Annotated in this window: 19 protein-coding genes; 6 read left to right on the forward strand and 13 right to left on the reverse strand. The window is 63.4% G+C overall.

From position 1 onward, the window contains the following. Positions 1 to 158: 158 nt before the first annotated feature. A complete protein-coding gene (locus ACT7B3_RS03285) occupies positions 159 to 611 on the reverse strand; it encodes a hemerythrin domain-containing protein (protein WP_444678372.1) in 453 nt (150 codons plus the stop codon). 252 nt (positions 612 to 863) lie between these two features. Here ACT7B3_RS03285 and ACT7B3_RS03290 point away from each other — a divergent pair, with 252 nt between their 5' ends. After that, positions 864 to 2,153 carry an ATP-grasp domain-containing protein gene (locus ACT7B3_RS03290; RefSeq protein WP_445156844.1) on the forward strand — a complete coding sequence of 430 codons (1,290 nt, stop codon included), beginning with the start codon at positions 864 to 866 and terminating at the stop codon, positions 2,151 to 2,153. Positions 2,154 to 2,170: 17 nt separating this feature from the next. Further along, entirely contained in the window at positions 2,171 to 4,213 is a 2,043-nt protein-coding gene (locus tag ACT7B3_RS03295) for a CocE/NonD family hydrolase (RefSeq protein WP_445156845.1), read from the forward strand. A gap of 197 nt (positions 4,214 to 4,410) precedes the next feature. Here the strand turns inward: ACT7B3_RS03295 and ACT7B3_RS03300 are convergent, their stop codons facing one another. The 3 genes from ACT7B3_RS03300 to ACT7B3_RS03310 all read right to left on the reverse strand — a co-directional run bounded on the left by ACT7B3_RS03300 (position 4,411) and on the right by ACT7B3_RS03310 (position 6,398). Further along, the gene (locus ACT7B3_RS03300; protein WP_445156846.1) at positions 4,411 to 4,929 is read right to left on the reverse strand and encodes a ferritin-like domain-containing protein; all 519 of its coding nucleotides are present in this window, start codon (positions 4,927 to 4,929) and stop codon (positions 4,411 to 4,413) included. Between the two features lie 40 nt (positions 4,930 to 4,969). Beyond that, positions 4,970 to 5,806, reverse strand: a complete 837-nt coding sequence (locus ACT7B3_RS03305; protein ID WP_445156847.1) for a manganese catalase family protein — start codon at positions 5,804 to 5,806, stop codon at positions 4,970 to 4,972. Between the two features lie 163 nt (positions 5,807 to 5,969). Beyond that, positions 5,970 to 6,398 (reverse strand): general stress protein, encoded by a 429-nt coding sequence (locus tag ACT7B3_RS03310; RefSeq protein ID WP_444678369.1) that lies wholly within the window; start codon positions 6,396 to 6,398, stop codon positions 5,970 to 5,972. A gap of 309 nt (positions 6,399 to 6,707) precedes the next feature. Between ACT7B3_RS03310 and ACT7B3_RS03315 the strand changes: the two genes are divergently transcribed. Next, a complete protein-coding gene (locus tag ACT7B3_RS03315; protein WP_444678368.1) occupies positions 6,708 to 7,370 on the forward strand; it encodes a LuxR C-terminal-related transcriptional regulator in 663 nt (220 codons plus the stop codon). A 100-nt stretch (positions 7,371 to 7,470) separates the two neighbouring features. On the opposite strand, the gene ACT7B3_RS03320 is transcribed toward ACT7B3_RS03315, so the two are convergent. The 4 genes from ACT7B3_RS03320 to ACT7B3_RS03335 all read right to left on the reverse strand — a co-directional run bounded on the left by ACT7B3_RS03320 (position 7,471) and on the right by ACT7B3_RS03335 (position 14,192). Continuing rightward, positions 7,471 to 11,418, reverse strand: coding sequence for a hybrid sensor histidine kinase/response regulator (locus ACT7B3_RS03320; RefSeq protein WP_445156848.1), 3,948 nt, complete (start codon positions 11,416 to 11,418; stop codon positions 7,471 to 7,473). Between the two features lie 102 nt (positions 11,419 to 11,520). Continuing rightward, positions 11,521 to 12,033, reverse strand: coding sequence for a hypothetical protein (locus ACT7B3_RS03325; RefSeq protein WP_445156849.1), 513 nt, complete (start codon positions 12,031 to 12,033; stop codon positions 11,521 to 11,523). Positions 12,034 to 12,128: 95 nt separating this feature from the next. Further along, positions 12,129 to 13,925, reverse strand: a complete 1,797-nt coding sequence (locus ACT7B3_RS03330) for a sodium:solute symporter family protein (RefSeq protein WP_445156850.1) — start codon at positions 13,923 to 13,925, stop codon at positions 12,129 to 12,131. Positions 13,926 to 13,931: 6 nt separating this feature from the next. Beyond that, positions 13,932 to 14,192, reverse strand: coding sequence for a DUF4212 domain-containing protein (locus ACT7B3_RS03335; protein WP_445156851.1), 261 nt, complete (start codon positions 14,190 to 14,192; stop codon positions 13,932 to 13,934). A 736-nt stretch (positions 14,193 to 14,928) separates the two neighbouring features. On the opposite strand from ACT7B3_RS03335, the gene ACT7B3_RS03340 reads away from it, so the two are divergent. The 3 genes from ACT7B3_RS03340 (at position 14,929) to ttcA (ending at position 18,455) form a co-directional block, all read left to right on the forward strand. Continuing rightward, entirely contained in the window at positions 14,929 to 16,749 is a 1,821-nt protein-coding gene (locus ACT7B3_RS03340) for a putative nucleotidyltransferase substrate binding domain-containing protein (protein WP_444678366.1), read from the forward strand. 47 nt (positions 16,750 to 16,796) lie between these two features. Continuing rightward, positions 16,797 to 17,426, forward strand: a complete 630-nt coding sequence (locus ACT7B3_RS03345; RefSeq protein WP_445156852.1) for a 3'-5' exonuclease — start codon at positions 16,797 to 16,799, stop codon at positions 17,424 to 17,426. Between the two features lie 84 nt (positions 17,427 to 17,510). Then, positions 17,511 to 18,455 (forward strand): tRNA 2-thiocytidine(32) synthetase TtcA, encoded by a 945-nt coding sequence (gene ttcA, locus ACT7B3_RS03350; protein WP_445156853.1) that lies wholly within the window; start codon positions 17,511 to 17,513, stop codon positions 18,453 to 18,455. A gap of 113 nt (positions 18,456 to 18,568) precedes the next feature. On the opposite strand, the gene fnr is transcribed toward ttcA, so the two are convergent. From fnr to ACT7B3_RS03375, 5 genes are all read right to left on the reverse strand, one after another. Then, positions 18,569 to 19,315: a fumarate/nitrate reduction transcriptional regulator Fnr gene (fnr, locus tag ACT7B3_RS03355; RefSeq protein ID WP_445156854.1), complete on the reverse strand. Its 747-nt coding sequence runs from the start codon at positions 19,313 to 19,315 to the stop codon at positions 18,569 to 18,571. 118 nt (positions 19,316 to 19,433) lie between these two features. Beyond that, the gene (hemN, locus tag ACT7B3_RS03360) at positions 19,434 to 20,849 is read right to left on the reverse strand and encodes an oxygen-independent coproporphyrinogen III oxidase (RefSeq protein ID WP_444678363.1); all 1,416 of its coding nucleotides are present in this window, start codon (positions 20,847 to 20,849) and stop codon (positions 19,434 to 19,436) included. Positions 20,850 to 20,951: 102 nt separating this feature from the next. Next, complete coding sequence (locus ACT7B3_RS03365; RefSeq protein WP_444678362.1) at positions 20,952 to 21,644, reverse strand: sulfite exporter TauE/SafE family protein; 693 nt, start codon at positions 21,642 to 21,644, stop codon at positions 20,952 to 20,954. Further along, entirely contained in the window at positions 21,644 to 21,859 is a 216-nt protein-coding gene (gene ccoS / locus ACT7B3_RS03370; RefSeq protein ID WP_444678361.1) for a cbb3-type cytochrome oxidase assembly protein CcoS, read from the reverse strand. The genes ACT7B3_RS03365 and ccoS overlap by 1 nt, the downstream gene beginning before the upstream one ends. Continuing rightward, complete coding sequence (locus ACT7B3_RS03375) at positions 21,856 to 24,333, reverse strand: heavy metal translocating P-type ATPase (protein WP_445156855.1); 2,478 nt, start codon at positions 24,331 to 24,333, stop codon at positions 21,856 to 21,858. Before ACT7B3_RS03375 ends, ccoS begins: the two co-directional genes overlap by 4 nt. Positions 24,334 to 24,337: the final 4 nt, after the last annotated feature.

Consider the following 24,337-nt stretch of genomic DNA (forward strand, 5'->3'; position numbering starts at 1 on the left):
CTTGGCCGCTGTCCAGACCGCTGGTTCGAGCCCGTAGTCGAGGGCTCCACCGTTCAGCCTAGTCGCCCCCTGCCGCTGCGCCAGTGCGGCGTAACGCAGGGGGCCCGGCATTTGCCGGGCCCCTGTCCTTGCCTTGGCGCTGGTAGACCGGTGCAGACCTAGGCGGCCATGAGCTCCTTCTTGCGCGCCTGCATCTTCTCACCGAGTTCCTCGAGCTGGCGCTGCGACATGGTCTTGCGCGCCTGGGGGAACATCTCCTCCTCTTCCTCCTCGGCGTGATGCTCGATCAGCTCCTTGAGCACCTTGGCCCGCCCCGAGAACTGGGTGCTGGCGGGGTCGGCCTTCTTGAGGTCGGGCAGCACCAGGTCCTCGACGGCGCGATGTTCCTCATGCGCTTCGTAGTACATCTTGTCGTTGGCCTTGCCGCTTGCCTCCTTAAAGGCGGGGTAGAAGATCTCTTCCTCGATCTGGGTGTGGACCTTCATTTCCTTCTCGATTTTCGCCAGCAGCTCGGGCCGTTTCTTTTCGGCCCGCTCCGTGGTGTTGACCAGCTGTTCCAGCAGATCGCGCACCTTGTCGTGGTCTTCCTTGAGCAGCTCGAGTGCATTCATGACGTTACCTCCTGTAGTCATCCAGCCGGCAACTGGCGCCGGCCTGCGGCGTCACTTGTTCAACGTAGCCAGACCTGTGCCGCTGTCAAACCAGGGCCGGAGGTGTGCTACGGCTTTGTTTCGTGCGGGTTTGAATGCGTAAAGAATCGTCCTGTCCATGGAACCTTCGTTGGGCCCTGCATATCTTGAGTGGGGCATAGGGAAGAGCGGGGGCCTGAGCGCCCCTATCGATACTGTCAAGGAGAATGACGGATGAAGCGTAATATCTTTGTCGTGGCGCTTGAGGCGCAGCAGCGGGAAGAGCTGAAGACCCTGCGCCACTCAGAGGAATTCGAAGTTCACAGCCTGCTGTCGGTCAAAGATGCCGTGGAAGCCCCCAGCTTCTCATTCGATGCGCTGCTCAACGAGGCGCGCCGCAAGCTCGACGCTTTTGACGGCTCGGTGGATGCCATCGTGGCTCAATGGGATTTTCCCACCAGCGTGATGGTGCCCATCCTGTGCCAGGAACGAGGCATTCCGGCTCCTTCGGTCGAAAGCGTGCTCAAGTGCGAGCACAAGTATTGGAGCCGCCTGGAGCAGCAGAAGGTCATTCCGGAAGTAGTGCCCGAATTCTGTGCTGTCGACCCCTTTGCCGACGACCCCCTCGCCCAAGTGACCCTGGATTACCCGTTCTGGATCAAGCCGGTCAAGGCGTTCTCGTCCCACCTGGGTTTCAAGATCGAAAACGAGGCGCAGTTCCACGAGGCCATCAAGGAGATCCGTGAAGGTATCCGCCAGCTGGGCGATCCCTTTAACGAAGCGCTTCGGCACGTCGAGCTGCCGCCGGAAATCCGGCAGATGGACGGTAACTCCTGTATTGCCGAGCAGATCGTTTCCGGTGCGCAGGGCGCCCCGGAGGGCACGGTCTTCCATGGTGAATTCAATGTGCATGGCATCATTGCCCAGCCCAACTCGGTCAGCAAGGACATCCCCTACGACCGCCTGGAGTACCCCAGCAACCTGCCCGAGCGCGTGCATCGCCAGATGATCGATGTGTCGCGGCGTTTCCTTGAGCATATCGGCTACGACAACGGCTGCTTCAACGCCGAATTCATGTGGGACGAGGCGACCGACAAGCTCTGGCTGATCGAGTTCAACACCCGGATCTCCCAGTCCCACAGCGAGATCTTCATTATGGTCGATGGCATGTCGAACCATGAGGTGGCGGTCGACATCGCCTTTGGCGAGCGTCCCTCAATGGCCAATCGCCAGGGCATCGCGGCCGTGGCGGCCAAGTGCTACATCCCCTACGAGCATCGTGACGGAATCGTCAAGCGAGTGCCGAGCGAGGCGGAGGTCCAGGCGATCTGCGAGCGTTTTCCCGGCACCAAGGTGCGGCTCGACGTGGAGCCCGGCATGCGCCTGGGCGATCTCATGCACCAGGACAGCTTCAGCTATCGCCTGGGAACGCTCTATGTGGCGGGCGAGGATCACGAGGAGATTGAGCAGCGCTATAAGGCGTGCCTGGAGGCGCTCCAGTTCGAGATCGAACCCATCGGATGAACCCAGGAGGAGGAGCCGTGAGCATCGTGGATTCGTTTCCCTACAAGGTTCGCGAGATCGAAAACGTCTTCATCCCGATGCGCGACGGGGCGCAGCTGGCCGCGCGGATCTGGCTGCCGGAGGAGGCCGAGCACACGCCGATGCCGGCAATTCTGGAATACATCCCCTATCGCAAGCGGGATATCACCCGGGCCCGTGACAATGCCAACCACGCCTATCTTGCTGGGCATGGCTATGTCTGCATACGCGTGGACATGCGCGGCAGCGGCGATTCCGACGGCGTGCTCACCGATGAGTACACCCAGCAAGAGCAGGAAGATGCGGTGGACGCCATTGCTTGGCTGGCGGAGCAGGCGTGGTGCGATGGCAAGGTGGGAATGTTCGGTATCTCCTGGGGTGGCTTCAACAGCCTGCAGGTAGCGGCCAAGCAGCCACCTGCATTGAAGGCGATCATCAGCCTCTGCTCGAGCGACGATCTCTACGCAGACAACATGCACTACATGGGCGGCTGCCTGCTGGGCGACAACCTCTCCGAGGCCACCGTCATGTTCGCCTTCAATACCTTGCCGCCCGACCCGCAGATCGTCGGCGACCGCTGGCGCGACATGTGGTTCGACCGGATGGAGAACAGCGGCCTATGGCTCGAACCGTGGCTGGAGAACCAGCGACGCAACGCCTATTGGACGACCAGCTCGGTGTGCGAGTACTACTCGGCGGTCCAGTGCCCCGTCTATGCCATCGGCGGCTGGGCCGATGGCTTCACCAATACCGTGCTGCGGTTGATGCAGCATCTCGAGGTGCCGCGCAAGGGGCTGATCGGCCCCTGGGGGCACAAATATCCCCACCAGGGGCTGCCGGGGCCTGCCATCGGCTTTCTGCAGGAAGCGCTGCGCTGGTGGGACTACTGGCTGAAGGGCAAGGAGACCGGGATCATGGCCGAGCCGATGCTGCGCGCCTGGCAGCAGGACAGCGTGCCGCCCGATACCTCCTACGAGGAGCGGCCGGGGCGCTGGATCGGTGAGTCCGGCTGGCCGTCGTCCAACATCACCGAGCGGCGCTATGCGCTGGGCCCCTATACCATTGCGCTGGGGGAGGGGCATGGCGGCGCCCACCAGCGCCAGGGCCAGGAGAGCGTGCTGGCGCTTCAGTCGCCACTCAGCGTCGGCATGGCCGCAGGCAAGTGGTGCTCATATGCCGCCACGCCCGACCTGCCCGGTGATCAGCGCGAAGAGGACGGCGGCTCGCTGATCTTCAGCAGCCGCGAACTGGTCGAGCCGCTCGATATCTTCGGCATGCCGGAGCTGGAGCTTGAGATTTCCAGCCACAAGCCGCAGGCCATGCTGGCGGTGCGCCTGTCCGACGTGGCGCCGGATGGCAAGGCGACCCGCGTAACCTACGGCCTGCTGAACCTTTCCCACCGTGACGGCGATGCCAACCCCGAGCCGCTGGTGCCGCACCAGCGCTACCGGGTGCGTATTCCCATGAATGGTATCGCCCAACGATTCCCCGTCGGGCACCAGCTGCGTGTCTCGGTCTCCACTTCCTACTGGCCGCTGGCCTGGCTGCCGCCCGAGCCGGCCCAGGTGGATATCTATCCCGACAGCAGCGCCCTGATCCTGCCCGTGCGTACGGCGGGGCAGGAAGATGCCCGCCTGCCCGAGTTCGACGAGCCGCAGGAAGCGCCGCCACTGGAGGTGACGACCTTCGAAGCGAGTGAGCATAACTGGCTGTTGTACCGCAACCTGGCGACCAAGGAATCGACCCTGGAAGTGATCAACGACCAGGGGCATTTTCGCATTGAGGATATCGGCACCGAGGTACGGCGCAGCACGCGAGAGTGGTACAGCACCGCCAACGACGACTTCTCCTCGGCGCGGGGCGAGACCTACACCGAGCGCTCCTTCAAGCGCGACGACTGGAATGTGGAGATCTACACCCGCACCGTGCTCAGTTGCACTGAGACCGACTTCCATATCCATGCCCAGCTGGACGCCTACGAGGACGACTACCGCGTCTTCTCTAAGAACTGGGAAAAGGTGATCCCGCGCGACCACATGTAGCGCAATCGCGCCAGATGGCACCACGGCCGCAGGCTCACTGAGCCTGCGGCTTTTTTCCGCTTTGTGCAGCGGGGCGCCCTGTTGGCGAGCGTTTGATTGCGGTTCGATGCAGTGGCAAACCGGAGCAGAGCGGAGCTAATAAAAGGCCCGGGTGGAATCCCGGGCAAGGAGGGGCATGGATAATAGGGGAAACGGGTTCAAGTCTTGGCGCGAAGATCGCCATCTTCTGAGCGTGCCAGGAACTGGCGAGTGGTATCGTCAAGGTGGTCGCCGAGCCACTGCGCCATGGCTTCCTCCTCTTTGAGAATTTCCTGGCAGATCCTCGCAATCTCGGGCTTGCCGACGGTTTCGGCGGCCTGTATCAGCGCCTTGTAGCTGGCAATTTCGAAGTGCTCGAAGGCGTAATGGGCCAGGCCAGCCTTCATCACTTCGTCGCCAGACATCATGGCCCCCATGGCTTGGCCAAAGGCGCTCATCTGGGCGCCCAGGTCCTTGAAGGTAGAGACATCGGTGCCGAGCAGCGACAGGCATTGCTCGATCCGCTCGGTCTGGCCGCGGGTCTCGGTCAGGTGCTGTTCAATGCGCGCCTGCAGCTGCGGATAGTGCTCGAGGCGCTTGGCATGCGTCTCCAGCATCTGCTCGGCCTGCTTTTCCATGGCATGTGCATCGCGCAGCCAGTCTTCCAGATGCTTGGGTGCCTGCGGTTCGGTGCCCATAGGTTACCTCCTTGCGTGATGTGCATGATCCTGCCGGGTGTCACTTCGGCGGGTTGATCTGCTCTTCCTGAGCCCCGGAGTGGGGCTTGGCCGGGCCTAGCTTGGGCTCCTGGCCTTCCGGTGCCGGCTGGTTTCTGACCGAGAACTCGCCGCGGCCGTCGAACGAGGGCCCCTGGCCCCAGCGGCCCTGCGGTGCTTCCTTGTCCAGCAGGGTGTTGAGGTAGTAGTAGGAGTGTTCGGTCGCTTCATGGGCTTCAGGGGTGGAGTTGGGTATCGGAAGCTGGGCCTGCAGGCCGCCCATCTCCTCGATCACGGCCAGCCACTGCTGCTGATGCATGGTGTCGCGTGCAATGAGGAAGGCGAGAAAGTCCTTCATGCCGTGGTCGTCGGTCCAGTTGTAGAGCCGTGTCGCCAGCACTCGGCCACCAGCCTCGGCGGTCACGTTGGCCATCATGTCGGCTGCCACGTTGCCGGTAGCGTAGATATGGCTCATGTCGAACGGCACGCCGTTGGCATTGACCGGCATGGCCGACAGGCCCGACGAAAGCAGGTGGCGCGGGTTGGTGCCGCCGAGAATGGCGCGGATCACCGGGTCCTTGGCCGACTCCTCCTGATACGAGACCGGAGCGCCTTCCAAGTTGAGTGCCACGGCGTGGCCCAGCATCTCGATGTGCGAAAGTTCTTCGGTGGCCGTCGACAGCAGCAGGTCGCGAATACGGTCGTCGCCACGGGCGCCCATGGCCTGGAAAAAATACTGCATGGCCACGCGAATTTCTCCCTCCACGCCGCCGATGGCCTGCTGCAGCAGCATGGCGAACTGTGGGTCGGGCTTGTCCACCTTGACCGGATATTGCAGCTTCGAGGAATGATGGAACATCGATAACTCCTTCGCTCTTCGTTACGCCATGACATCCCTGTCTTGGCCACTCGGGGACATGATAAGGCGCGGTACTAAGGGGGGGAGTGAAGCCCTAATCACCCAGCAACCAGTCGGGCTTCACGACTAAGGCTGCTGGAGAGACATCCAGCAGCCCCAGGGATCAATGCCCTTGGCTTTTGCCACCCTTACGGCCGGCTTCGGCAGCTTTCTGGCGGTCGTTGGCGAAATTGCCACCGCTGTTCTTTCCGCCTTTCTGGCCAGCCGACGATGCCTTTTGCGTGTCGTTGGCGAAATTTCCGCCGCTGTTCTGGCCGCCCTTGCGCCCTGCCTCGGAGGCTTTCTCCGGGTCGTTGGCGAAGTTTCCACCGCTGTTCTGGCCGCCCTTGCGGCCTGCTTCAGCCGCTTTCTTGGGGTCGTTGGCAAAGTTGCCGGGGTTCTGATTGCGCTGCGCCATGACTGACTCCTTCAGGTTGGTGCTGCAAACGGAACACGGTGTTCCGGTGCAATCCGTACTTCCTTTTATCGGCATTCCGGCGCGACTGGTTTCGCCGTTGACTTCAAAGTAGGTAATGAGAAGAAATTGCAGCAAGAACTAAGCTGTTTCCGTGTGAAAAGAAAGGTGTCGCTATGAGGGTGGGTAGGAAAATCAGGAAAAAGGGATGGGGCGGTGGGAAAGTTCACGCTACGCTTGGCAACAACCGTGCAGTTCCGAGGCGGTCGCTTGCTCCGGATGCGATTTCTGACCCAGGTCAGTAAGAGAGAGCTGGCCCCATGGCATTGTCGACAACGGCCGGGATAGGCTTGGGAAAGCCTTCCTGCATGGGGTAACATGCGGTATCACAAGATCAGCCCAGTGTGGCGGCTCAGGCCCGCTGCGCAAGGAACCGGAGGAGAATCCATGGCCTTTGCCCAGAAATTCATCGTTGCCGATGATCATCCGCTGTTCCGAGCAGCCTTGACCCAGGCGCTGCGCCAGCTGGCGCCCCAGGCTGAGATCGTGGAAGCCGACACCATGGCGGCGACCAGCGAAGTGGTCACACGCCACCCCGATGCGGACTTGATCCTGCTGGATCTGCATATGCCGGGTGCGCACGGCTTTTCCGGGCTGATTCAACTCCGTGGGCAGACCCCCGATATTCCGGTGGCGGTAGTATCAGGCAGCGACGAGCCGCACGTGGTGCGTCGGGCCATCGACTATGGTGCTTCGGGCTTCATCCCCAAATCCTCTTCGCTGGCGCTGATCGCCGAGGCCGTGGGCGAGATCCTCGACGGTGAAGTGTGGCTGCCCAAGGAGCTCGCCGATGTGATGGGTGACTCCAACGAAGAGGAGACGCGTTTTGCCGAAGCGATCGCCTCGCTCACGCCGCAGCAGTTCCGCGTGCTCAATATGTTGACCGAGGGGCTGCTCAATAAGCAGATCGCTTACGAGCTCAACGTTTCGGAAGCCACGATCAAGGCGCATGTCACGGCGATCTTGCGCAAGCTCGGGGTGCATTCGCGCACCCAGGCCGTGATTGCCGCTCAGAAGCTCGAGGTCGAGCCGCCCAAGGTCGACTCCTGATCCTCCCCGGCGATTCTCACCTACGCATCGGCCCGGCATCTGCCGGGCCGATGCGCTGAGCGGCGCCATAACGGATCACTCGCAGGCCTACTCGCGGCTTTCACTCTTCCAGGCGGTTGGCCCGGCTGGCCTGCAGGGTCCTTGTCAGCAGCGCGCGCAGGGCGGCGGGGCGCACCGGCTTCTGCAGCAGGTGGTAGCCGCTGCGACGGATCTCCTCGGCCACCTCCTCGGTACGATCCGCGGTGATCACGATGCCTGGTACGGCGCCCTGCAGCCGTTCGCTGATCGCCTCCAGCGCCATCAGTCCGGTGATCTCATTGTCGAGGTGGTAATCGGCCAGTATCGCGTCGGGCTCGCCATCGAGATTACGCAGGATCGACTTGGCGCCACCGATGGTGGTGGCGGTGAACACTACGCAGCCCCAGCCCGATAGCATCGCCTTCATGCCTTCCAGGATGAGCGTTTCATTGTCGATGCACAGGATGTGGGTGCCGGCGAGCTTGTTGCCGGCGCGTCGCGGGGCCTGCTCCTGCTCTTCCTGATGGGGGCGAGCGGCCACGATGGGCACCGTGACCGAGAACACCGTGCCGATGCCCTCCCACGAGCGTACCCGAATCGGATGGTCGAGCACCCGGCTCATGCGATCGGCGATCGACAGCCCCAGCCCCAGCCCCTTCTCGCTCTCCTTGTGCCGCGACGCCTGATCCAGGCGGCGAAACTCCTGGAAGATCTCGGTCTGCTTCGATTCGGGTATCCCTGGTCCGCTGTCCCAAACCTCGATCGACAGGCGCTGGCCGTGACGGCGGCAGCCGAGCAGCACGCGTCCCTCCTGGGTGTAGCGAATGGCGTTAGAGAGGAAGTTCTGAATGATTCGCCGCAGCATCTGGGGATCGCTGTCGACCCACTGACGAGTGGGCACCATGGCGAGATCGAGGCCGCGATCATCGGCCATGACGGCAAACTCGGCGTACAGCGGCTTGAGAATGTCGGTGAGGGGGAAGTGGCTGCGCCGCGGTGTCAGCGCCCCGGCATCGAGCTTGGAGATGTCAAGCAGGGTGCCCAGCAGCTCCTCGGCGGCCTGCAATGAGTTGTCGATATGGCCGATGGTGCGCTTCATGGTGTCATCGGTCACATCCTGCGACAGTGCAGAGGTGAACAGGCGGGCCGCGTTGAGCGGTTGCAGCAGGTCGTGGCTGGCCGCGGCCAGGAAGCGGGTCTTGGAGGCGTTGGCGTCCTCGGCGAGCTGCTTGGCCTGGCGCAGGGCTTGCTCGGCCTCCGCGCGCACGCGATTCTCCTGGCGCAGCGCGGCGTTGGCCTCGGAGAGAGCCAGGGTGCGCTCGCGTACGCGCACTTCCAGGGTCTCGTTGGTCTCCTTGAGCGCGATCTCCGCCAGGCGTCGCTCGGTGATGTCCTGATACAGAGAGAAGAAGCCGAGGATGGCGCCGCTGTCGCCGAAGTGGGGAGTATAGGTCACCAGCATGTAGCGCAGCCCTTCTTCGCTGTGCATCGACACTTCGAAGCTGACCCGTTCGCCGGCCAGGGCGCGACGAATCCAGGGTTCGCGCTCCAGGGCCAGGTCCCCGCCGATCACCGAGTTGACATGCTTGCCGATCACCTCGTTGCGGTCGATGCCGAACGCCTGCTCGTAGGCACGGTTGGTGAAGAGGTAGCGGCACTCCTTGTCGAAGTAGGCGATCAGCGCCGGCACGTTGTCGGTGTAGATGCGGATATTGTTCTCGGAGCGAATCAGCGCTTCCTCGATGCGCTTCTGCTGGGTGATGTCCTGGTAGGTGTAGACGAAGCCGCCGCCCGGCATGGGGTTGCCCTGCACCTCCAGCACGCTGCCGTCCTGTCGGTAGCGCACGTAGCGGTGGGGCTGGCCGTCGCGGATATTGTCGATCAGCAGCTGAACGTGCTCCTCGGGGTCGCCGGGGCCGTATTCGCCGTTATGGGCGTTGTAGCGGAAGATCTTGTCGATGGGCGCCCCGACCCGGATCAGATGATCCGGGAAGCGGAACAGCTCGAGGTAGCGCTGGTTCCACACCACCAGGCGCATGTTCTGGTCGACCACGCTGATGCCCTGGTTGATGTTCTCGATGGTGGCCTGCAGCAGGGCGCGGTTGAACTCCAGCACCTGCGAGGCTTCGTCGACGATGGATATCACGTCGGAGATGCCGATCCCGCGCCCCTGCAGCGCCGAGTTGACCACGATGCGCGCCGACGAGGCGCCGAGCACCGAGGCGAGGAAGCGCTCGGTGAACTGGATCACGTCGATGGAGGCGCGGTTGCCGTCTTCCAGGGGCTTGCTGGTGCGTCGGGCATAGTCATCAAAGGCCCGCTGAACCTGGTTGGCGCCGAGGAAGCGTTCGCACAGCACCTTGAGATCACCCACCGTGGTGGCGCCGGTCCAGGGGCGGTTGATCGAGGTCTGACGGGTCTCGACGCTGTCGACGAACAGCGAGGCCTGGATTCTCTCCACGACACGCTGGGAAGTGACCTGCGAAATGAAGATGTAGCAGAACAGGTTGACCCCCAGCGAGAGCATCACGCCGTGAGTGAAGGTATCGCCGAAGTTGAGGCCGAACAGCGAGGTGGGAGTCAGCCAGGCGATGCCGAAGGGGCCGCCGGCCAGCCAGTGGGCGGGTAACACGCCGCCCTGGATCATCGCCGGCATCAGCAGGCTGTAGGCCCAGATCAGGAAGCCGGCGTTCATGCCGACGATCACCCCCAGGCGATTGCCGCGTTTCCAGTACAGGCCGCCCAGCAGGGCCGGCGCGAACTGGGCGGCAGCGGCAAAGGAGAGCATGCCGATCGCTGCCAGCGAGCTGAATTCGCCGATCAGGTGATAGAAGCCGTAGGCCAGCGCCAGGATAAACACGATGGTGATGCGCCGCGCCTGCAGCACCAACCTGCCATAGTCGCGCGGCCGCGTATCCAGCCAGCGCAGGCGGAACAGCAGCGGGATGACGATCTCGTTGGAGATCATGATCGACACCGCCACCGTAGCCACGATGACCATGCCGGTGGCCGCCGAGAAGCCACCGATGTAGGTCAGCAGCGTCAGCCAGTCGTTCCCCGCTGCCATGGGCAGGGCCAGCACGAAGGTATCGGGCTCGACCGAGCCGTCGGGGAACAGGGCCAGGCCGGCCGCGGCGATGGGCAGGATGAAGAAGGCGAAGGCGATCAGATAAAGCGGGAAGAGCCAGCGCGCCTTGGCCGCATCGTCCGGGTGGGTGTTCTCCACCACGGCGACATGGAACTGACGCGGCAGGCAGAAGACCGCCAGCATGGCCAGCAGCGTCTGGGCCCAGAAGCTCTGACCGAAATTCTGGTCGGCCAGCTGGCGCTGCAGTTCAAGCTGGCTATCGGCCCGGCTCATCAGGTCGCCGAGGCCGTTGAACATCCCCCAGGTGACGTAGGCTCCGAGGAGCAGGAAGGCAAGCAGCTTTACCAGCGACTCGAAGGCGACTGCGTGAATCAGCCCCTCGTGGTGCTCCGTCGCATCGGTGTGCCGGGTGCCGAACAGAATGGCGAAGGCCGCCATGACCAGTGCCACATAGAAGGCTGTGTCGGCAAACAGCGGGGTGTGGGTGATGTCCGTGGCGTCGGTGAGCACCGCAAAGGAAGTGGCGACCGCCTTCAGCTGCAGGGCGATGTAGGGCAGGGTGCCGATCAGAGCGACCAGGCTGGCGAAGGCGGCCAGCGACTGGGTCTTGCCGTAGCGCGAGGCGATGAAATCGGCGATGGAGGTAATGTTCTGGCGCTTCGCCACCCGGATCATCTTGGCCAGTACGGGCCAGAACAGCAGGAAGGTCAGGATCGGCCCCACATAGATGCTGGCAAAGGACCAGCCGGCCGTGGCGGCCTGGCCGACCGCCCCGTAAAAGCTCCACGAGGTGCAGTAGATCGCCAGCGCAAGGATATAGATGATCGGCCGGCGGCGGCTAGCCCCATGCTTTCGCGCATGGCGATCGCCGCGCCAGGCGATGGCGAACAGTACGGCAATGTAGAGCAGCGAGACGGTAACCAGCAGCCAACCGGAATACATGCGTAGCCCCCTGGGTGTCGCGTTTCATTCTATGGGATTACGGTGTCAGGAACAGCCGCGCTGGGTGCATGGCCGGCATGGCGAATGCCGGCCCGCCAGGGGTCAGGCGTGGCAGACTGCCTGATAGAGTCGAGACTGCCTGTCGATGGCGCGCAGCTGTGAAACGCGCGGTTGGCGAGGTTCACCGGCCAGGGGGGCCATTTCGGCGGAAGTGCAGTTCATCAGGTACGCCTGGTGCGAGAGCCTGTCGACGTAATCCTTCTCGAAGCGATAGAGGATGAATTCGACCAGTTGGTGCTCGTCGCTCTGGTAGATCGCCATGCTGGCGGTATCCACCACGGTGAAGGCAATGGTCATGGGGAAGAAGAAGGTCCAGGGGCGCCAGTACGCCTGGCCCTGTTCGGTCTCGACCACCTGGGAGGTGGCAGGGAGCTGGCTCTGCTTGTGGTCGATCCAGGTGTATTCATAGTGAATCTGATAGCCCAGCATGCCGAGGCCGGCAAACACCGGAATGATCCACCGCGGCAGGCGCTTGCCGCTGGCAAAGCGCAACAGTAAGCCAATGCCTGCGGCCCCCAGGCCAGCGAAGGCGGCTGCAATCAGATGCCAAATCATATGCCTTTTTCCTGAAAGAAATCGGGCTTCCCGAGGGAAGCCCGATCCAGATTGAGTCCCGGCCGGCATGGGCCGAGCCGGGATGCCATTATGGCTTAGTGGTCGATGGCTGCGCCAGCGCCTTTCGGATAGCGCACGCTTTCCACCAGGTCCTGGATCTCCTGCGGCGGCTCCGCGGTGACGCTGGAGATAGCGTAGGCGACGCCGAAGTTGATGAGCGCACCGACGGCTCCGAAGGAGAGCGGCGAGATGCCCATGACCCAGTTCGGCTCCGTGTTGGGCAGCATGTTGGTGCCCGGAATGAAGAACCAGCCCAGGTAGGTGAAGATGTAGAGCAGCGTCGAGAGCAGGCCGGCCAGCATGCCGACGATGGCGCCCGTGCTGTTCACCCGCTTGGAGAAGATACCCATCATGATGGCCGGGAAGAGTGACGCACCGGCGATACCGAAGGCCAAGGCAACCACCTGCGCGGCAAAGCCAGGCGGGTTCAAGCCCAGGTAGGTTGCCAGCAGGATGGCACCAGCCATGGCGATCCGCGCGGCAAGCATTTCCCCTTTCTCGGAAATGTTGGGATTGATGGTCTTCTTGATCAGGTCATGACTGATGGCGGAAGAGATCGCCAGCAGCAGGCCCGCTGCGGTGGAGAGTGCGGCGGCAATACCACCAGCAGCGATCAGGCCCACGACCCACGGCGGAAGGTTGGCGATTTCCGGGTTGGCCAGTACCAGAATGTCGTTGTTGACCACCAGCTCGTTGCCGGCCCAGCCGCGCTCTTCTGCGGTTCCCGCGAACGCCGGGTTGGCATCGTTGTAGAGCTGGATGCGGCCGTCGTTGTTGTGATCCGTGAAGGTGATCAGACCGGTGTCTTCCCAGGTACGGAACCAGTCCGGACGCTCTTCATAGAGGATCGGCTCGGCCATGGCGTCTTCGTAGCTGGCAACCTGGCCGGCCGCCTCGGGATAGACGGTGGTCAGCAGGTTCAGGCGTGCCATGGAGGCCACTGCCGGTGCGGTCAGGTAGAGCAGGGCGATGAACACCAGCGCCCAGCCGGCAGACCAGCGTGCATCGGCCACCTTCGGTACCGTGAAGAAGCGAATGATGACGTGGGGCAGACCCGCGGTACCCACCATCAACGATAGGGTGAACAGCGTCATGTTCAGCTTGTTGTCCACGTCTGCGGCGTAGTCGCGGAAGCCCAGTTCGACCAGCACTTCACTCAGCTTGGCCAGCAGCGGCATGCCGGACTCGTTGTGCGTGCTGAACATGCCGAACATCGGGATCGGGTTGCCGGTCAGCTGCAGGGCAATGAACACCGCCGGGATGGTGTAGGCGATGATCAGAACGATGTACTGCGCCACCTGGGTGTAGGTGATGCCCTTCATACCGCCGAAAACGGCATAGAAGAAAACGATGATCGCCGCGATCCAGATGCCCGTGTTGTTGCTCACCTCGAGGAAGCGTGAGAACGCCACGCCGGCACCGGTCATCTGACCGATAACGTAGGTGACGGAAGCGATGATCAGACACACCACCGCCACGGTACGCGCCGTGGTGCTGTAGAAGCGGTCACCGATGAAGTCGGGCACGGTGAACTTGCCGAACTTGCGCAGATAGGGCGCAAGCAGCATGGCCAGGATGACGTAGCCACCGGTCCAGCCCATCAGGAACGAGGAGTTGGCGTAGCCGCCAGAGGCCAGCAGGCCGGCCATGGAGATGAACGAGGCCGCGGACATCCAGTCGGCCGCCGTTGCCATGCCGTTGGTCACGGGGTGCACGCCGCCACCGGCGACGTAGAAGTCTTTAGTGGAGCCGGCACGCGCCCAGATGGCGATGCCGATGTAGATGGCGAAGGAGCCGCCTACGAATAGCAGGTTGATGGCAAACTGACTCATTCTGGCTTACTCCCCGAGGCCGTACTTCTGGTCCAGCCTGTTCATCTTCCATGAGTAGAAGAAGATCAGGCCGATAAAGGTCAGAATGGAACCCTGCTGGGCGAACCAGAAGCCGAGATCCGTTCCCCCGATGGGGATGCCTGACAGCAGGGGGCGCAGGAGAATGGCGAAGCCATAGGAAACCAGGGCCCAAACGATCAAACAGCCTGTGATCAGGCGAAGGTTCGCCGACCAGTACGCAGCAGCATTGGATTTATCATCTGCCATAGTGTTGCTCTCCACTTGTTTTTGAGGTTGGGGAATTGCTCGGAGCGTTACCATGCCTCATCAGGGTCACCTACAAAGTCAAAGGACAGGTCGCTTTTTTGTCAGCGCTCGCTAGCGCCTTTTCTTGTCATGCTTCCTTGGTCTCGTGTCGCTGACAGCGTCGCCTTTTATCCTGGTGGCGAAGCGCTATTTTGATGTGCGTATGCCCTGTGTGACTCAGAAGCAATACTGGTCAATAACCCTCAAAAATAAATCCCAGACTTTGGTATCATGAGCAAAATGTAATCGACTGGTTTTTATTTTTCACGTTTTAAATCAATAACTTAGTATTGTAATTAGAGTAAGATCGCCGCAAGATCCCCGCCGGGGTTGGACGATTGTCTAGCGCCGTATTCTCTTTGACTTTTGTCTATAAGGTGGAGGGTTATACCATCGTCTAGTGTTGTTGATGTCAATGTAACGTTCACCGGGTGCGCTAGGACGATGGTCTAGCTTATATCGCAAAAGATGAAGTTGTTATTCTGCCCTTGATGAAGCGCGTGCAGTGTGCGGATGCAGCATTTTCGTCACGGCCGGGGCTCACGGCTTGCCGCATCAAGCCGGTCTCGGTATCCGGTCAGCATGTGCGATAGCGACGGAAGCCGGCCGGCTTCGGCAGCGTCACGCGTCGGCGACTTCAGGGTGCCCATGAACAGGATTGAATCCGGCCGAGGCCGAACTACGAGGGCAGCAGCACATGGTCGATGTGGATCTCTCTCAGCCGCCGTTCTCCTTTCTGGATGAAGCCGGGCGTGAGCGCGTTCGTGGTGGCATCGACCTGGCTTACTTCGATCGTGACGAGATCATCCTCGAAACCGGGCAGCCGGGAGAGTACGTCTTCCTGATCCACAAGGGTGAGGTCGCCGAACTCGACACCACCCTGCCGGGCGCCCGCGAACGGATCGGCCACTACACGGCGGGCGATCTGTTCGGTGCCATCAGCATCCTGAACGGCAAGAGCCGCTACCGCTTCCGCGCCGAGCAGGAGAGCCTCTGCTACCTGCTGCCCAAGGCGCTGTTCCTGCAGCTGTGCGAAGATTTTCCTCCCTTTGCTGAGTTCTTCCGCCAGACCCTGGCCCATAAGGCGCGCCTGCTGACCGAGCAGCGCGCGGAGGGCGGGGTGACCATGGCGGGGTTCATGTTGGCGAAGGTCAGCGAATGCATGCGCGCCCCGTTATGCGTGGGGCCTCAGGCGACCATTGCCGAGGCGGTGGCCACCTTGCACGACAGCCATGCCGACAGCCTGCTCGTCAAGGATACCCAGGGCGCCGGGATGGTCACCAAGACCGACCTGCTCAATGCGCTGGTGCTCGAGGGGAAGGCGCTCGATAGCCTGATTCGGGATGTCGCGCATTTCGAACTGGTGACGGTGGGTCCGGACCAGTACCTGTTCGAAGTGCTGGTGACCATGACGCGCTTCAAGGTCGAGCGAGTGGTGGTCATGGACGCAGCAACGCCCATCGGGGTTGTCGAGCTGACCGATGTGCTGAGCTACTTCTCCAGTCGCAGCTATGTGGTCAGCCTGCAGGTCGAACAGGCCGAGAGCCTGGACGCGCTGTTCCGCGCCAGCCGCCGTACGCCGGAGCTGGTCAAGGCGCTGATGGCCCAGGGCGTCAAGCTGCGCTTTGCCATGGGGCTGTTGGCGGCGCTGAACGGCCGAATCATGTCGAAGGCGTGGGGCTTTCTCATCGACGAGCGCTACCACCGCGACAGCTGCCTGATGGTGATGGGTAGTGAAGGGCGCGGCGAGCAGATCCTCAAGACCGACCAGGACAATGGGCTGATCCTGGCCGACGGCCTCGAATGGCCCGATGTGCAGGCGCAGATGCAGCGGCTCACGGAGACCCTGATCGAGCTGGGCTATCCGCCGTGCCCCGGCAACATCATGGTATGCAACCCGGAGTGGGTCGGCAGCGTGGCGAAATGGCGCGAGCGAATTGCGCGCTGGGCGCGGGCCCGTGACGGCGACAGCCTGATGAAGCTGGCCATTCTGCTCGACTCCCATGCCGTGGCGGGTAACCCCGCGCTGCTGGACAGGGTGCGCGAAGCGATGTTCGAGCACTGTTCCCGCGACGAGATACTGCTCTCCTATTTTGCCCGTGCGGCGCTGCGTTTTTCCACACCGCTGACGCTGTTCGGCTCGCTGAAAAAACCGCAGCACGGTATCGACATTAAGAAGGGCGGGATCTTCCCCATCGTGCATGGGGTGAGGACCATGGCGCTCGAGCGGCGCATCAAGCCCACCTCGACGCTGGAACGGCTCGAGGCGCTGGCGGCCGACGGCCGCCTGGAGGAGCGCATGGCCGAGGATCTCGCCGAGGCGCTGTCACTGTTCACCGAGCTCAGGCTCAAGCAGCAGCTGGCACGCCTCGACGGCAAGGCGGAAGGCAAGAGCCCCGACCGTGTCGTGGTGCAGCAGCTGTCGTCGCTGGAACGCGACCTGTTGCGCGAAGCCCTGCATATCGTCAAGGAATTCAAGCAGCACCTCTCACAACGCTACCACCTGGAGTATTCCTGATCCGCAGGGTCGGAGGCCAGGCTTAGGACAACAACAGGAGGTCCTGAATGTTACGCGCACTGCGCCGGGTCAACGATCGGCGCCGACACGCCAATGGCGAATATGCCTGGCTGTTCCACCCCTATACCGGCGACGAGCTGGTGGCCATCGACTGCGAAACGACAGGTACCGACCCGCGTAAGGCAGAGCCTGTTTCCATCGCTGCCGTCAAGGTGCGGGGCGACCGGGTGCTGACCAGCGAGTCCCTGGTTCTGCATCTGCAGCGCCCGGCCACGCTGACCGGCGACTCCATCCGCATCCACGGGCTGCGAGGCGTCGACCTGGTCGATGGCGAGAACCTGGATCAGGCTCTGGACAAGCTGCTCGATTTCATCGGCAATCGCCCCCTGCTGGGCTGGCGGCTGGAGTTCGATCTGGCGATTCTCAACCGCCAGCTGAGGCCGCGCTTCGGCTTCGACCTGCCCAACAGCGGAATCGATGTTGCCCAGCACTATTTGCGCCAGCAGCGGCGCAGCGTCATGGAACCCGAGGCTACGGGGGTTCGCTTCGAGGCGGCGGCGGAAAGCCTCGGCGTGCCGGTGATGGGCCGCCATACTGCCCTGGGTGACGCCGTTACCACGGCGCTGATCTACCTTCGCCTCGAGCGGGGTGCGCTGCCGCTGTGCCAGCAGGCGTGACGGCCGGCGCGGCATCGCCTGGCGACTCGGGTAATGGTAGGATGTGCGCCCATTACCCACCCCGTTTTCATGGCAGCGCCGACCATGCTCAACCCGATGACCTTCGATCCGCGTCACCTCGATGTGCGTAGCGACGCCGTTGTTCCCGAATCGCCAGGCAGCGTGAGGAGCGACCCGCTTGCCGAGCTCGATGCCAAGCAGAAGCGCGAGTTCAACAAGCTGCAGAAGCGCCTGCGGCGCCAGGTCGGACACGCGATCATCGATTACGGCATGATCCATGAGGGTGATCGCGTGATGGTGTGCCTGTCCGGCGGCAAGGACAGCTACACGCTGCTGGAAATCCTGCGCAACCTGCAGCGCAATGCGCCGGTGAATTTCTCGCTGGTGGCGGTCAACCTGGACCAGAAGCAGCCCGGCTTTCCCGAGCACGTGCTGCCGGCCTATCTCGATTCGATCGGCATCGAATACTACATTCTGGAGCGCGACACCTATTCGGTGGTGAAGGAGAAGACCCCGGAGGGCAAGACCACTTGCGCGCTCTGCTCCCGGCTTCGCCGCGGCTCGCTGTACGGCTTTGCCGAAGAGATCGGTGCCACCAAGGTGGCGCTCGGCCATCATCGGGAAGACATACTGGAGACACTGTTCCTGAACATGTTCTATGGTGGCAGTCTCAAGGCCATGCCGCCCAAGCTGCTTTCCGATGATGGTAAGAACATCCTGATTCGCCCGCTGGCCTACTGCCGCGAGGCTGATATCGCCGAGTTTGCGAGGCTGATGGATTTTCCGATCATCCCCTGCAACCTGTGCGGCTCGCAGCCCAACTTGCAGCGCCAAATCGTCAAGGAGATGCTGGCCGAGTGGGAGGCCAAGCATCCGGGGCGGCTCGAGACCATGTTCAAGGCGGTGACCAATGTGGCACCCTCACAGCTGGCCGACCGCGATCTGTTCGACTTCGCCGGCCTGGAAGAGGAGCGCTCACGGCGGCGCGCCAACCGCATCGACGCCCTGGAGCTGGGCCGCCACGCCTGAGTTGGCCAGGCGGCGCTTGCCGCAAGCCACAGCATGAACAACCCCTGCGAAGCTTGCCTCGCAGGGGTTGTTGCTTTTACGTCGTCTTGTTCAGGAGTGCGCGAGCGCGGTGTTCAGTGGTCGTCCTGGGCCTGGGCAATCAACGCCTCGAGGTTGAGGATATTGACCTCGCGACCGGAGACCTCCACCAGGCCCTGCTGCTGGAAGCGCCCGAGAATGCGGCTGACCGTTTCCACGGCAAGCCCCAGATAGTTGCCGATATCGGCACGCGACATGGAGAGCCGGAAGCTGTACGGCGAGTAGCCACGCCTCCGGAAACGGTCCGACAGGCTGGAGAAGAAGCTCGCCAGGCGCTGGTCGGCGGTCTTGCGTGACAGCAGTCGCATCATGCGGCGGTCGTCGCGCAGCTCCTTGCTCATGCTGCGATAGAGCTGGCCGCGCAGCTCTGGCAGCTGCTCGGAGAGCGAGTCGAGACGGTCGAAGGGGATCTCGCAGACCGTGGTGGTCTCCAGCGCGATCACGCTGCCGGGGTAGACCTCTTCATCGATACCGTCGAGGCCGACCAGTTCGCTGGGCAGGTAGAAATTGGTGACCTGGTCGTCACCCGAGCCTTCGGTGGTGATCTGCTTGAGGCTGCCGGAGCGCACCGCAAAGACGCTGTTGAAGGCATTGCCCTGCCGAAACAGCGACTCGCCTTTTTTCAGCGGGGCGCGCCGCCGAATGATGGCGTCAAATTGCTCCATGTCTTCCAGCTCGAGGGCGAGCGGAAGACAGAGAGAACTCAGGCTGCAGTTCTGGCACCGGGTCTCATGCAGTAGCGAACGCCGCTTGCCGACCGCATTGGCCGCATCGACAGCCATGGCCGCCTCCTTGATGGGGATCATGGAGGCATTATGGAACATTCTGCCTTCGGGGAAAATGCCCCCCTTGTCGATTAGTGCACCATTTTCCTGACAGGGTGTCGCGAGGCGCCGGAGACTACAGGATTCGTGAGTAGCGAGCGGCGGCGTGCGGCGCTAGCCGACCGTCGAAAGCCATGGCCAGGTGCCGTACCAGCAGGCGTCCCATAGGGGTGGCAACGAGGCGCCGACCGTCGAACTCGACCAGCCCATCCTGCTGGGCAATCTGAAGCCGGGCCAGGGCCTCGGCGAAATAGCGCAAGGCATCGATGCCGAAGCGTTCACCCAGTAGGCCGAGATCCAGCTGCATGTCGCACATCAGCCGTTCGATGGCATAGCGCCTGACGCGGTCGTCGAAGCTCAGGCGAATGCCGCGGGCTATGGGCAGATGGCTGGCGTCCAGCGCCGTCTCGTAGTCGTCCATGTTGGTGGCGTTCTGGGCGTAGACGTCGTCGATGCAGGAGATCGCCGACATGCCCAGCCCCACCAGGTCGCACTGGGCATGGCTCGAATAGCCCTGGAAGTTGCGCTGCAGGGTGCCCTGGCGCTGGGCGATGGCCAGGCTGTCGCTGGGTCTGGCGAAGTGGTCCATGCCGATGTGAACGTAGCCCGCCTCGGTCAGCATAGTGATGGTGGTGCGCAGGATGGCCAGCTTTTCTTCCGCGCCGGGTAGGTCTTCCTCGCGGATGCGCCGCTGAGGCGCGAAGCGATCCGGCATGTGGGCATAGTTGAAGATTGATAGCCTGGCCGGGGCCATGGCGATCACTTGCTCCAGGGTGGCGGCGAAGCTATCACGGGTCTGGAAGGGCAGGCCGTAGATCAAATCTAGGTTCAATGAGCGAAAGCCGAGGCGGTCGGCCTCGTCGAGCAGTGCCTCGGTCAGGATGCGCGGCTGCACGCGATTGACGGCGCGCTGAACGCGGGGGTCAAGATCCTGAACCCCGAGGCTGAGCCGATTGAAGCCCAGTGCCTGAATATGGCGAAGGGTGAAGACGTCGGCCTCGCGCGGGTCAATCTCGATGGCATAGTCACGGCTACGGTCGCTGGAAAGGCCGAACCGGGCATCGAGGCGGTCGATGAGGTCGCTCATCTGGTCGAGGCTGAAATAGGTAGGCGTACCGCCTCCCCAGTGCAGCTGGGCTACCTCGCGACGGGTGTCGAGGTGCGACCTGGCCAGGACCATTTCCCGGTCCAGCCGCGAGATGTAGGGCTCGACCACCCGCGTCGCCTTGCTGACGATCTTGTGGCAGGCGCAGTAGGAGCAAGTCCTGCGGCAGAACGGGATATGCACGTAGAGCGAAAGCGGTTTGCCGCCGGCATTGCTGCGTGCCAGCGCCGAAACATAGTCCGCTTCGGTGAAGCGTTCCTCGAAGGAGAGCACGGTCGGATACGAGGCATACCTCGGGCCGCTGGTGTCGTAGCGGCGCAGCAGCGCCTCGTCCCAGACGAAGGGATCGGACATCGCTCGATGCTCGGACATCGCAGGGACTGACATGTGGGCACTCCGCAGTGCGTTGGGTGTTCACATGCTAGCGGCAGGCGGCTTTAGGCGGATTGAGCTGAGTCAAGCGAAGTGAAATGTGCCGTTAAAGTCGCGTCAATGGCCGTGCGGCAGTGCGGCGAACAGTTGCCAGACGGCGAATAGGATGATGAGCAATGCCGCCAGGGTGCGCGTGGCGCGGTGGCGTATGAGTGCCCCCAGCTGGCGCGCGGCCAGGCCGGTGGCCAGCAGCGCAGGCAGGGTGCCCAGGCCAAAGGCGCCCATCAGCAGCGCGCCTTGCAACGGCTGGGCCGTGGCGAGGCTCCAGGCCAACATGGAGTAGACCAGCCCGCACGGCAGCCAGCCCCATATTGCGCCCAGCGCCAAGGCCTGGGGTACCTTGACCACGGGCATCAGGCGCCGGCTGAAGGGCTCGAGGTGACGCCACAGCCGCTTGCCCATCGCTTCGACCCTGAGCAGCCCCTTCCACCAGTCGGCGATGTAAAGTGCCATCAGGATCAGCATGATTGCAGCGAAGACCTGCATCGCCAGGCGGGTGGCGGGCGCCAGGGCAATCACGGTGCCGAGCGCGGCGACCAGCGCACCGGCCGCCATGTAGCTCAGGATTCGCCCCAGGTTATAGCCGAGCAGCAGCCCGCTCAGACGGGCAGGGCTGCGCATGCTGGGCGGCACGGCGAAAGTCAGCGCGCTCATGATGCCGCCGCACATGCCGATGCAGTGGGCCCCGCCGAGCAGGCCGAAGACGAAGGCCGCCAGCAGCGGCGGCAGGCCGAGCCCCGTCGGGTCCATCAGTGCTTCGCCGGCCCGTCGTGCTTCTCGGCCGGCTTGCGACGCTTCTCGCGCTCCTCCGCGGTCAGGTCGTTCTCGTCCTCGTCGAACAGGATGCGGTGGGCAGGGCCTTCCAGGTCCTCGAACTGATCGTTCTTCACCGCCCAGAAGAAGGCCCATACGGCCAGGCCGAGCAGAATCAGCGAGAGCGGAATAAGCAGGTACAGAATGGTCATGCATTCACCAATCGTGCGTCGGGTGTCGGCACCGGCGCCGGGCGCAGCCGGAAACGGTTGAGCCGCAGGGCATTGCCCACTACCACCAGCGAGCTGCCCGACATCCCCAGCGCAGCGACCCAGGGCGGCACGATGCCGATGGCGGCCAGGGGCAGCGCCGAGAAGTTATAGCACACTGACCAGATCATGTTCTGGCGCATGATGCGCCGGGTGGCGCGGGCGATCTCGATCGCCTCGACGATACGCAACAGGCGCGGACTCAGCAACACGGCGTCGGCGCTGGTCCGGGCGAGGTCGGTGGCGCCATTCATGGCGATCGAGACATCGGCGCCGGCCAGCACCGGGACGTCGTTGATGCCGTCGCCGATCATGGCCACTTTCTCGCCGGCCGCCTGGCACTCGCGAATGCGCGCCAGCTTGTCCTCGGGGCTGGCGCCGGCCTGCCAGGTGTCGATGCCCAGCTGCTCGGCCATGCCGCGCACGGCCTCGGCGGTATCCCCGGAGAGCAGCTCGACCTGAATGCCGCGGTTTTTTAGCTCGACAATGGTATCTACTGCGTCTTCGCGCAGTCGGTCGCGCAGGGCGAACCAGGCGCGGGGCTCCCCCTCTTCGCCGAGCAGTAGCCACTGGCCTTCCCCGGGCGGCGCAAGGGTGAGATCCGGCGCAACGAAGTCGGCGCGTCCCAAGCGCCAACGCTTGCCATCTATCACCCCTTCGACCCCTTGGCCGGTGCGGCTGGCTCTGTCGCTGGCATCCACCGTGGCCTGACGCCATGGGCGGAAGGCGCGGGCAATGGGGTGCTCCGAGTGCGCTTCCAGGGCGGCGGCGAGGGTGCGTGCCCGCTCGCCGGTAATGCCTTCGAAAGGGCGGGTGTCGATGAGCTGCATTTCACCGCAGGTCAGGGTGCCGGTCTTGTCGAAGATCACCCGGTCCACCTGTGACAGCGACTCGATGGCGTCGGCGCGGGTGATCAGGATGCCCCGGCGGCGCAGCTGACCGTGGCCGGCGGTTAAGGCGGTGGGGGTGGCCAGCGCCAGGGCGCAGGGGCAGGTCACCACCAGCACCGAGAGCATCACCCACAGCATGCGGCTGGGGTCGATGAACCACCAGGCGGTGGTGACACAGACGGTCACCAGCAGCAGCCGCAGCACGAACAGGTGCGACATGCGTGCGGCCAGTTGGGCCAGGCGCGGGCGGCTGGCGAAGGCGCGGTCGGTCAGGTCGACGATGCTCGCCACCCTAGCGTCCTTGCCGGCATGGGTGACGCGCACCACCAGCGGGCTTTCGATGTTCTGGCTGCCGCCGGTGATGCTGTCGCCGACGCGGCGGGTCACCGGCAGATATTCGCCGGTGAGCATTGACTCATCGAGGCTCGATTCTCCCTCCTCGATGACCCCGTCGGCGGGCACCCCATGGCCAGGCTTGATCAGCACGCGATCGCCGGCGACGAGCTCGCTGGCCGGCAGAATGCGCTCTTGACCTTCAGGCTCCAGGCGCATGGCGGAAAGCGGCAGGGCGCCGGCCATGGCGTTGCCGCTGTGGCCGCTGCGGCGCCGCGCGCGGGCTTCTACATAGCGGCCGAACAGCAGGAAGAAGGTGAACATGGCCACCGAGTCGAAGTAGACCTCACCGGTGTCGGCAAGCACCGCGTAGCCGCTGGCGAGATAGGCGCCACCGATGGCGATGGAGACCGGTACGTCCATGCCCAGCACGCGGGTGCGCAGGTCGCGTACCGCATTGCGGAAGAACGGCATGGCCGAGAAGAACACCACCGGCGTGGCCAGGGCGAACGACAGCCAATGGAACAGGGCGTAGAAGTCCTCGCTGATCTCGCCGGGGCCGGACATGTAAATGGGGATCGAGAACATCATGACCTGGGCCATGCCCACCGCCGCCACGATCAAGCGACGAATGTTCATGCGCTCCTCGAACTGCAGCCGCTGCTGGGCGGCGTCCGGCTCGTAAGGCTGGGCGCTGTAGCCGATGGCGGCCATCTCGGCGAGGATACGCGACAGCTTGAGCCGGGCCGGGTCCCAGGCTACGCGGACGCGATGGTGGCTCAGGTTGACGGCACTGGACGTCACCCCCTCGAGGGCATTGAGCCGATGCTCGATCAGCCAGGCGCAGGCGGCGCAGGTGATGCCGTCCACCGCCAAGGTGGCGTACAGCTCCCCATCGTCCCCTTCCGTATGCACGAACTGGCGCTGCAACCCCGGGTCGTCGAACACTGCCCAAGTCTCGGCCTTGACCGCCTGGCGCTCGTCGGGGCGCTCGGGCAGCTCGGTGCGAAAGCGATAATAGCTGCCAAGACCGCCGTCGACGATGGCGTGGGCCACCGCCTCGCAGCCGGGGCAGCACAGCGGGTGCGTCCTGTCGTCCAGAACGATGGTCCAGGGCGCCCCTGGCGGTACGCTGCTGCCGCAGTGATAGCAGCCGGTGTCGGCCGGCTCCATCGGGTCGACTGACTGAGTCATGGTG

The organism is Halomonas sp. E14, assembly GCF_052568415.1.

Bases quoted from the DNA above. Each gene is read 5' to 3' on its own strand.
- ACT7B3_RS03290 (WP_445156844.1), top strand. From the start codon at position 864: ATGAAGCGTAATATCTTTGTCGTGGCGCTTGAGGCGCAGCAGCGGGAA.
- ACT7B3_RS03320 (WP_445156848.1), bottom strand. From the start codon at position 11,418: ATGTATTCCGGTTGGCTGCTGGTTACCGTCTCGCTGCTCTACATTGCC.
- ACT7B3_RS03375 (WP_445156855.1), bottom strand. From the start codon at position 24,333: ATGACTCAGTCAGTCGACCCGATGGAGCCGGCCGACACCGGCTGCTAT.
- ACT7B3_RS03365 (WP_444678362.1), bottom strand. From the start codon at position 21,644: ATGGACCCGACGGGGCTCGGCCTGCCGCCGCTGCTGGCGGCCTTCGTC.
- ACT7B3_RS03285 (WP_444678372.1), bottom strand. From the start codon at position 611: ATGAATGCACTCGAGCTGCTCAAGGAAGACCACGACAAGGTGCGCGAT.
- ACT7B3_RS03325 (WP_445156849.1), bottom strand. From the start codon at position 12,033: ATGATTTGGCATCTGATTGCAGCCGCCTTCGCTGGCCTGGGGGCCGCA.
- ACT7B3_RS03345 (WP_445156852.1), top strand. From the start codon at position 16,797: ATGTTACGCGCACTGCGCCGGGTCAACGATCGGCGCCGACACGCCAAT.
- ACT7B3_RS03305 (WP_445156847.1), bottom strand. From the start codon at position 5,806: ATGTTCCATCATTCCTCGAAGCTGCAATATCCGGTCAAGGTGGACAAG.
- ttcA (WP_445156853.1), top strand. From the start codon at position 17,511: ATGCTCAACCCGATGACCTTCGATCCGCGTCACCTCGATGTGCGTAGC.
- hemN (WP_444678363.1), bottom strand. From the start codon at position 20,849: ATGTCAGTCCCTGCGATGTCCGAGCATCGAGCGATGTCCGATCCCTTC.
- ACT7B3_RS03300 (WP_445156846.1), bottom strand. From the start codon at position 4,929: ATGGGCACCGAACCGCAGGCACCCAAGCATCTGGAAGACTGGCTGCGC.
- ccoS (WP_444678361.1), bottom strand. From the start codon at position 21,859: ATGACCATTCTGTACCTGCTTATTCCGCTCTCGCTGATTCTGCTCGGC.
- ACT7B3_RS03330 (WP_445156850.1), bottom strand. From the start codon at position 13,925: ATGAGTCAGTTTGCCATCAACCTGCTATTCGTAGGCGGCTCCTTCGCC.
- ACT7B3_RS03340 (WP_444678366.1), top strand. From the start codon at position 14,929: ATGGTCGATGTGGATCTCTCTCAGCCGCCGTTCTCCTTTCTGGATGAA.
- ACT7B3_RS03315 (WP_444678368.1), top strand. From the start codon at position 6,708: ATGGCCTTTGCCCAGAAATTCATCGTTGCCGATGATCATCCGCTGTTC.
- fnr (WP_445156854.1), bottom strand. From the start codon at position 19,315: ATGGCTGTCGATGCGGCCAATGCGGTCGGCAAGCGGCGTTCGCTACTG.
- ACT7B3_RS03335 (WP_445156851.1), bottom strand. From the start codon at position 14,192: ATGGCAGATGATAAATCCAATGCTGCTGCGTACTGGTCGGCGAACCTT.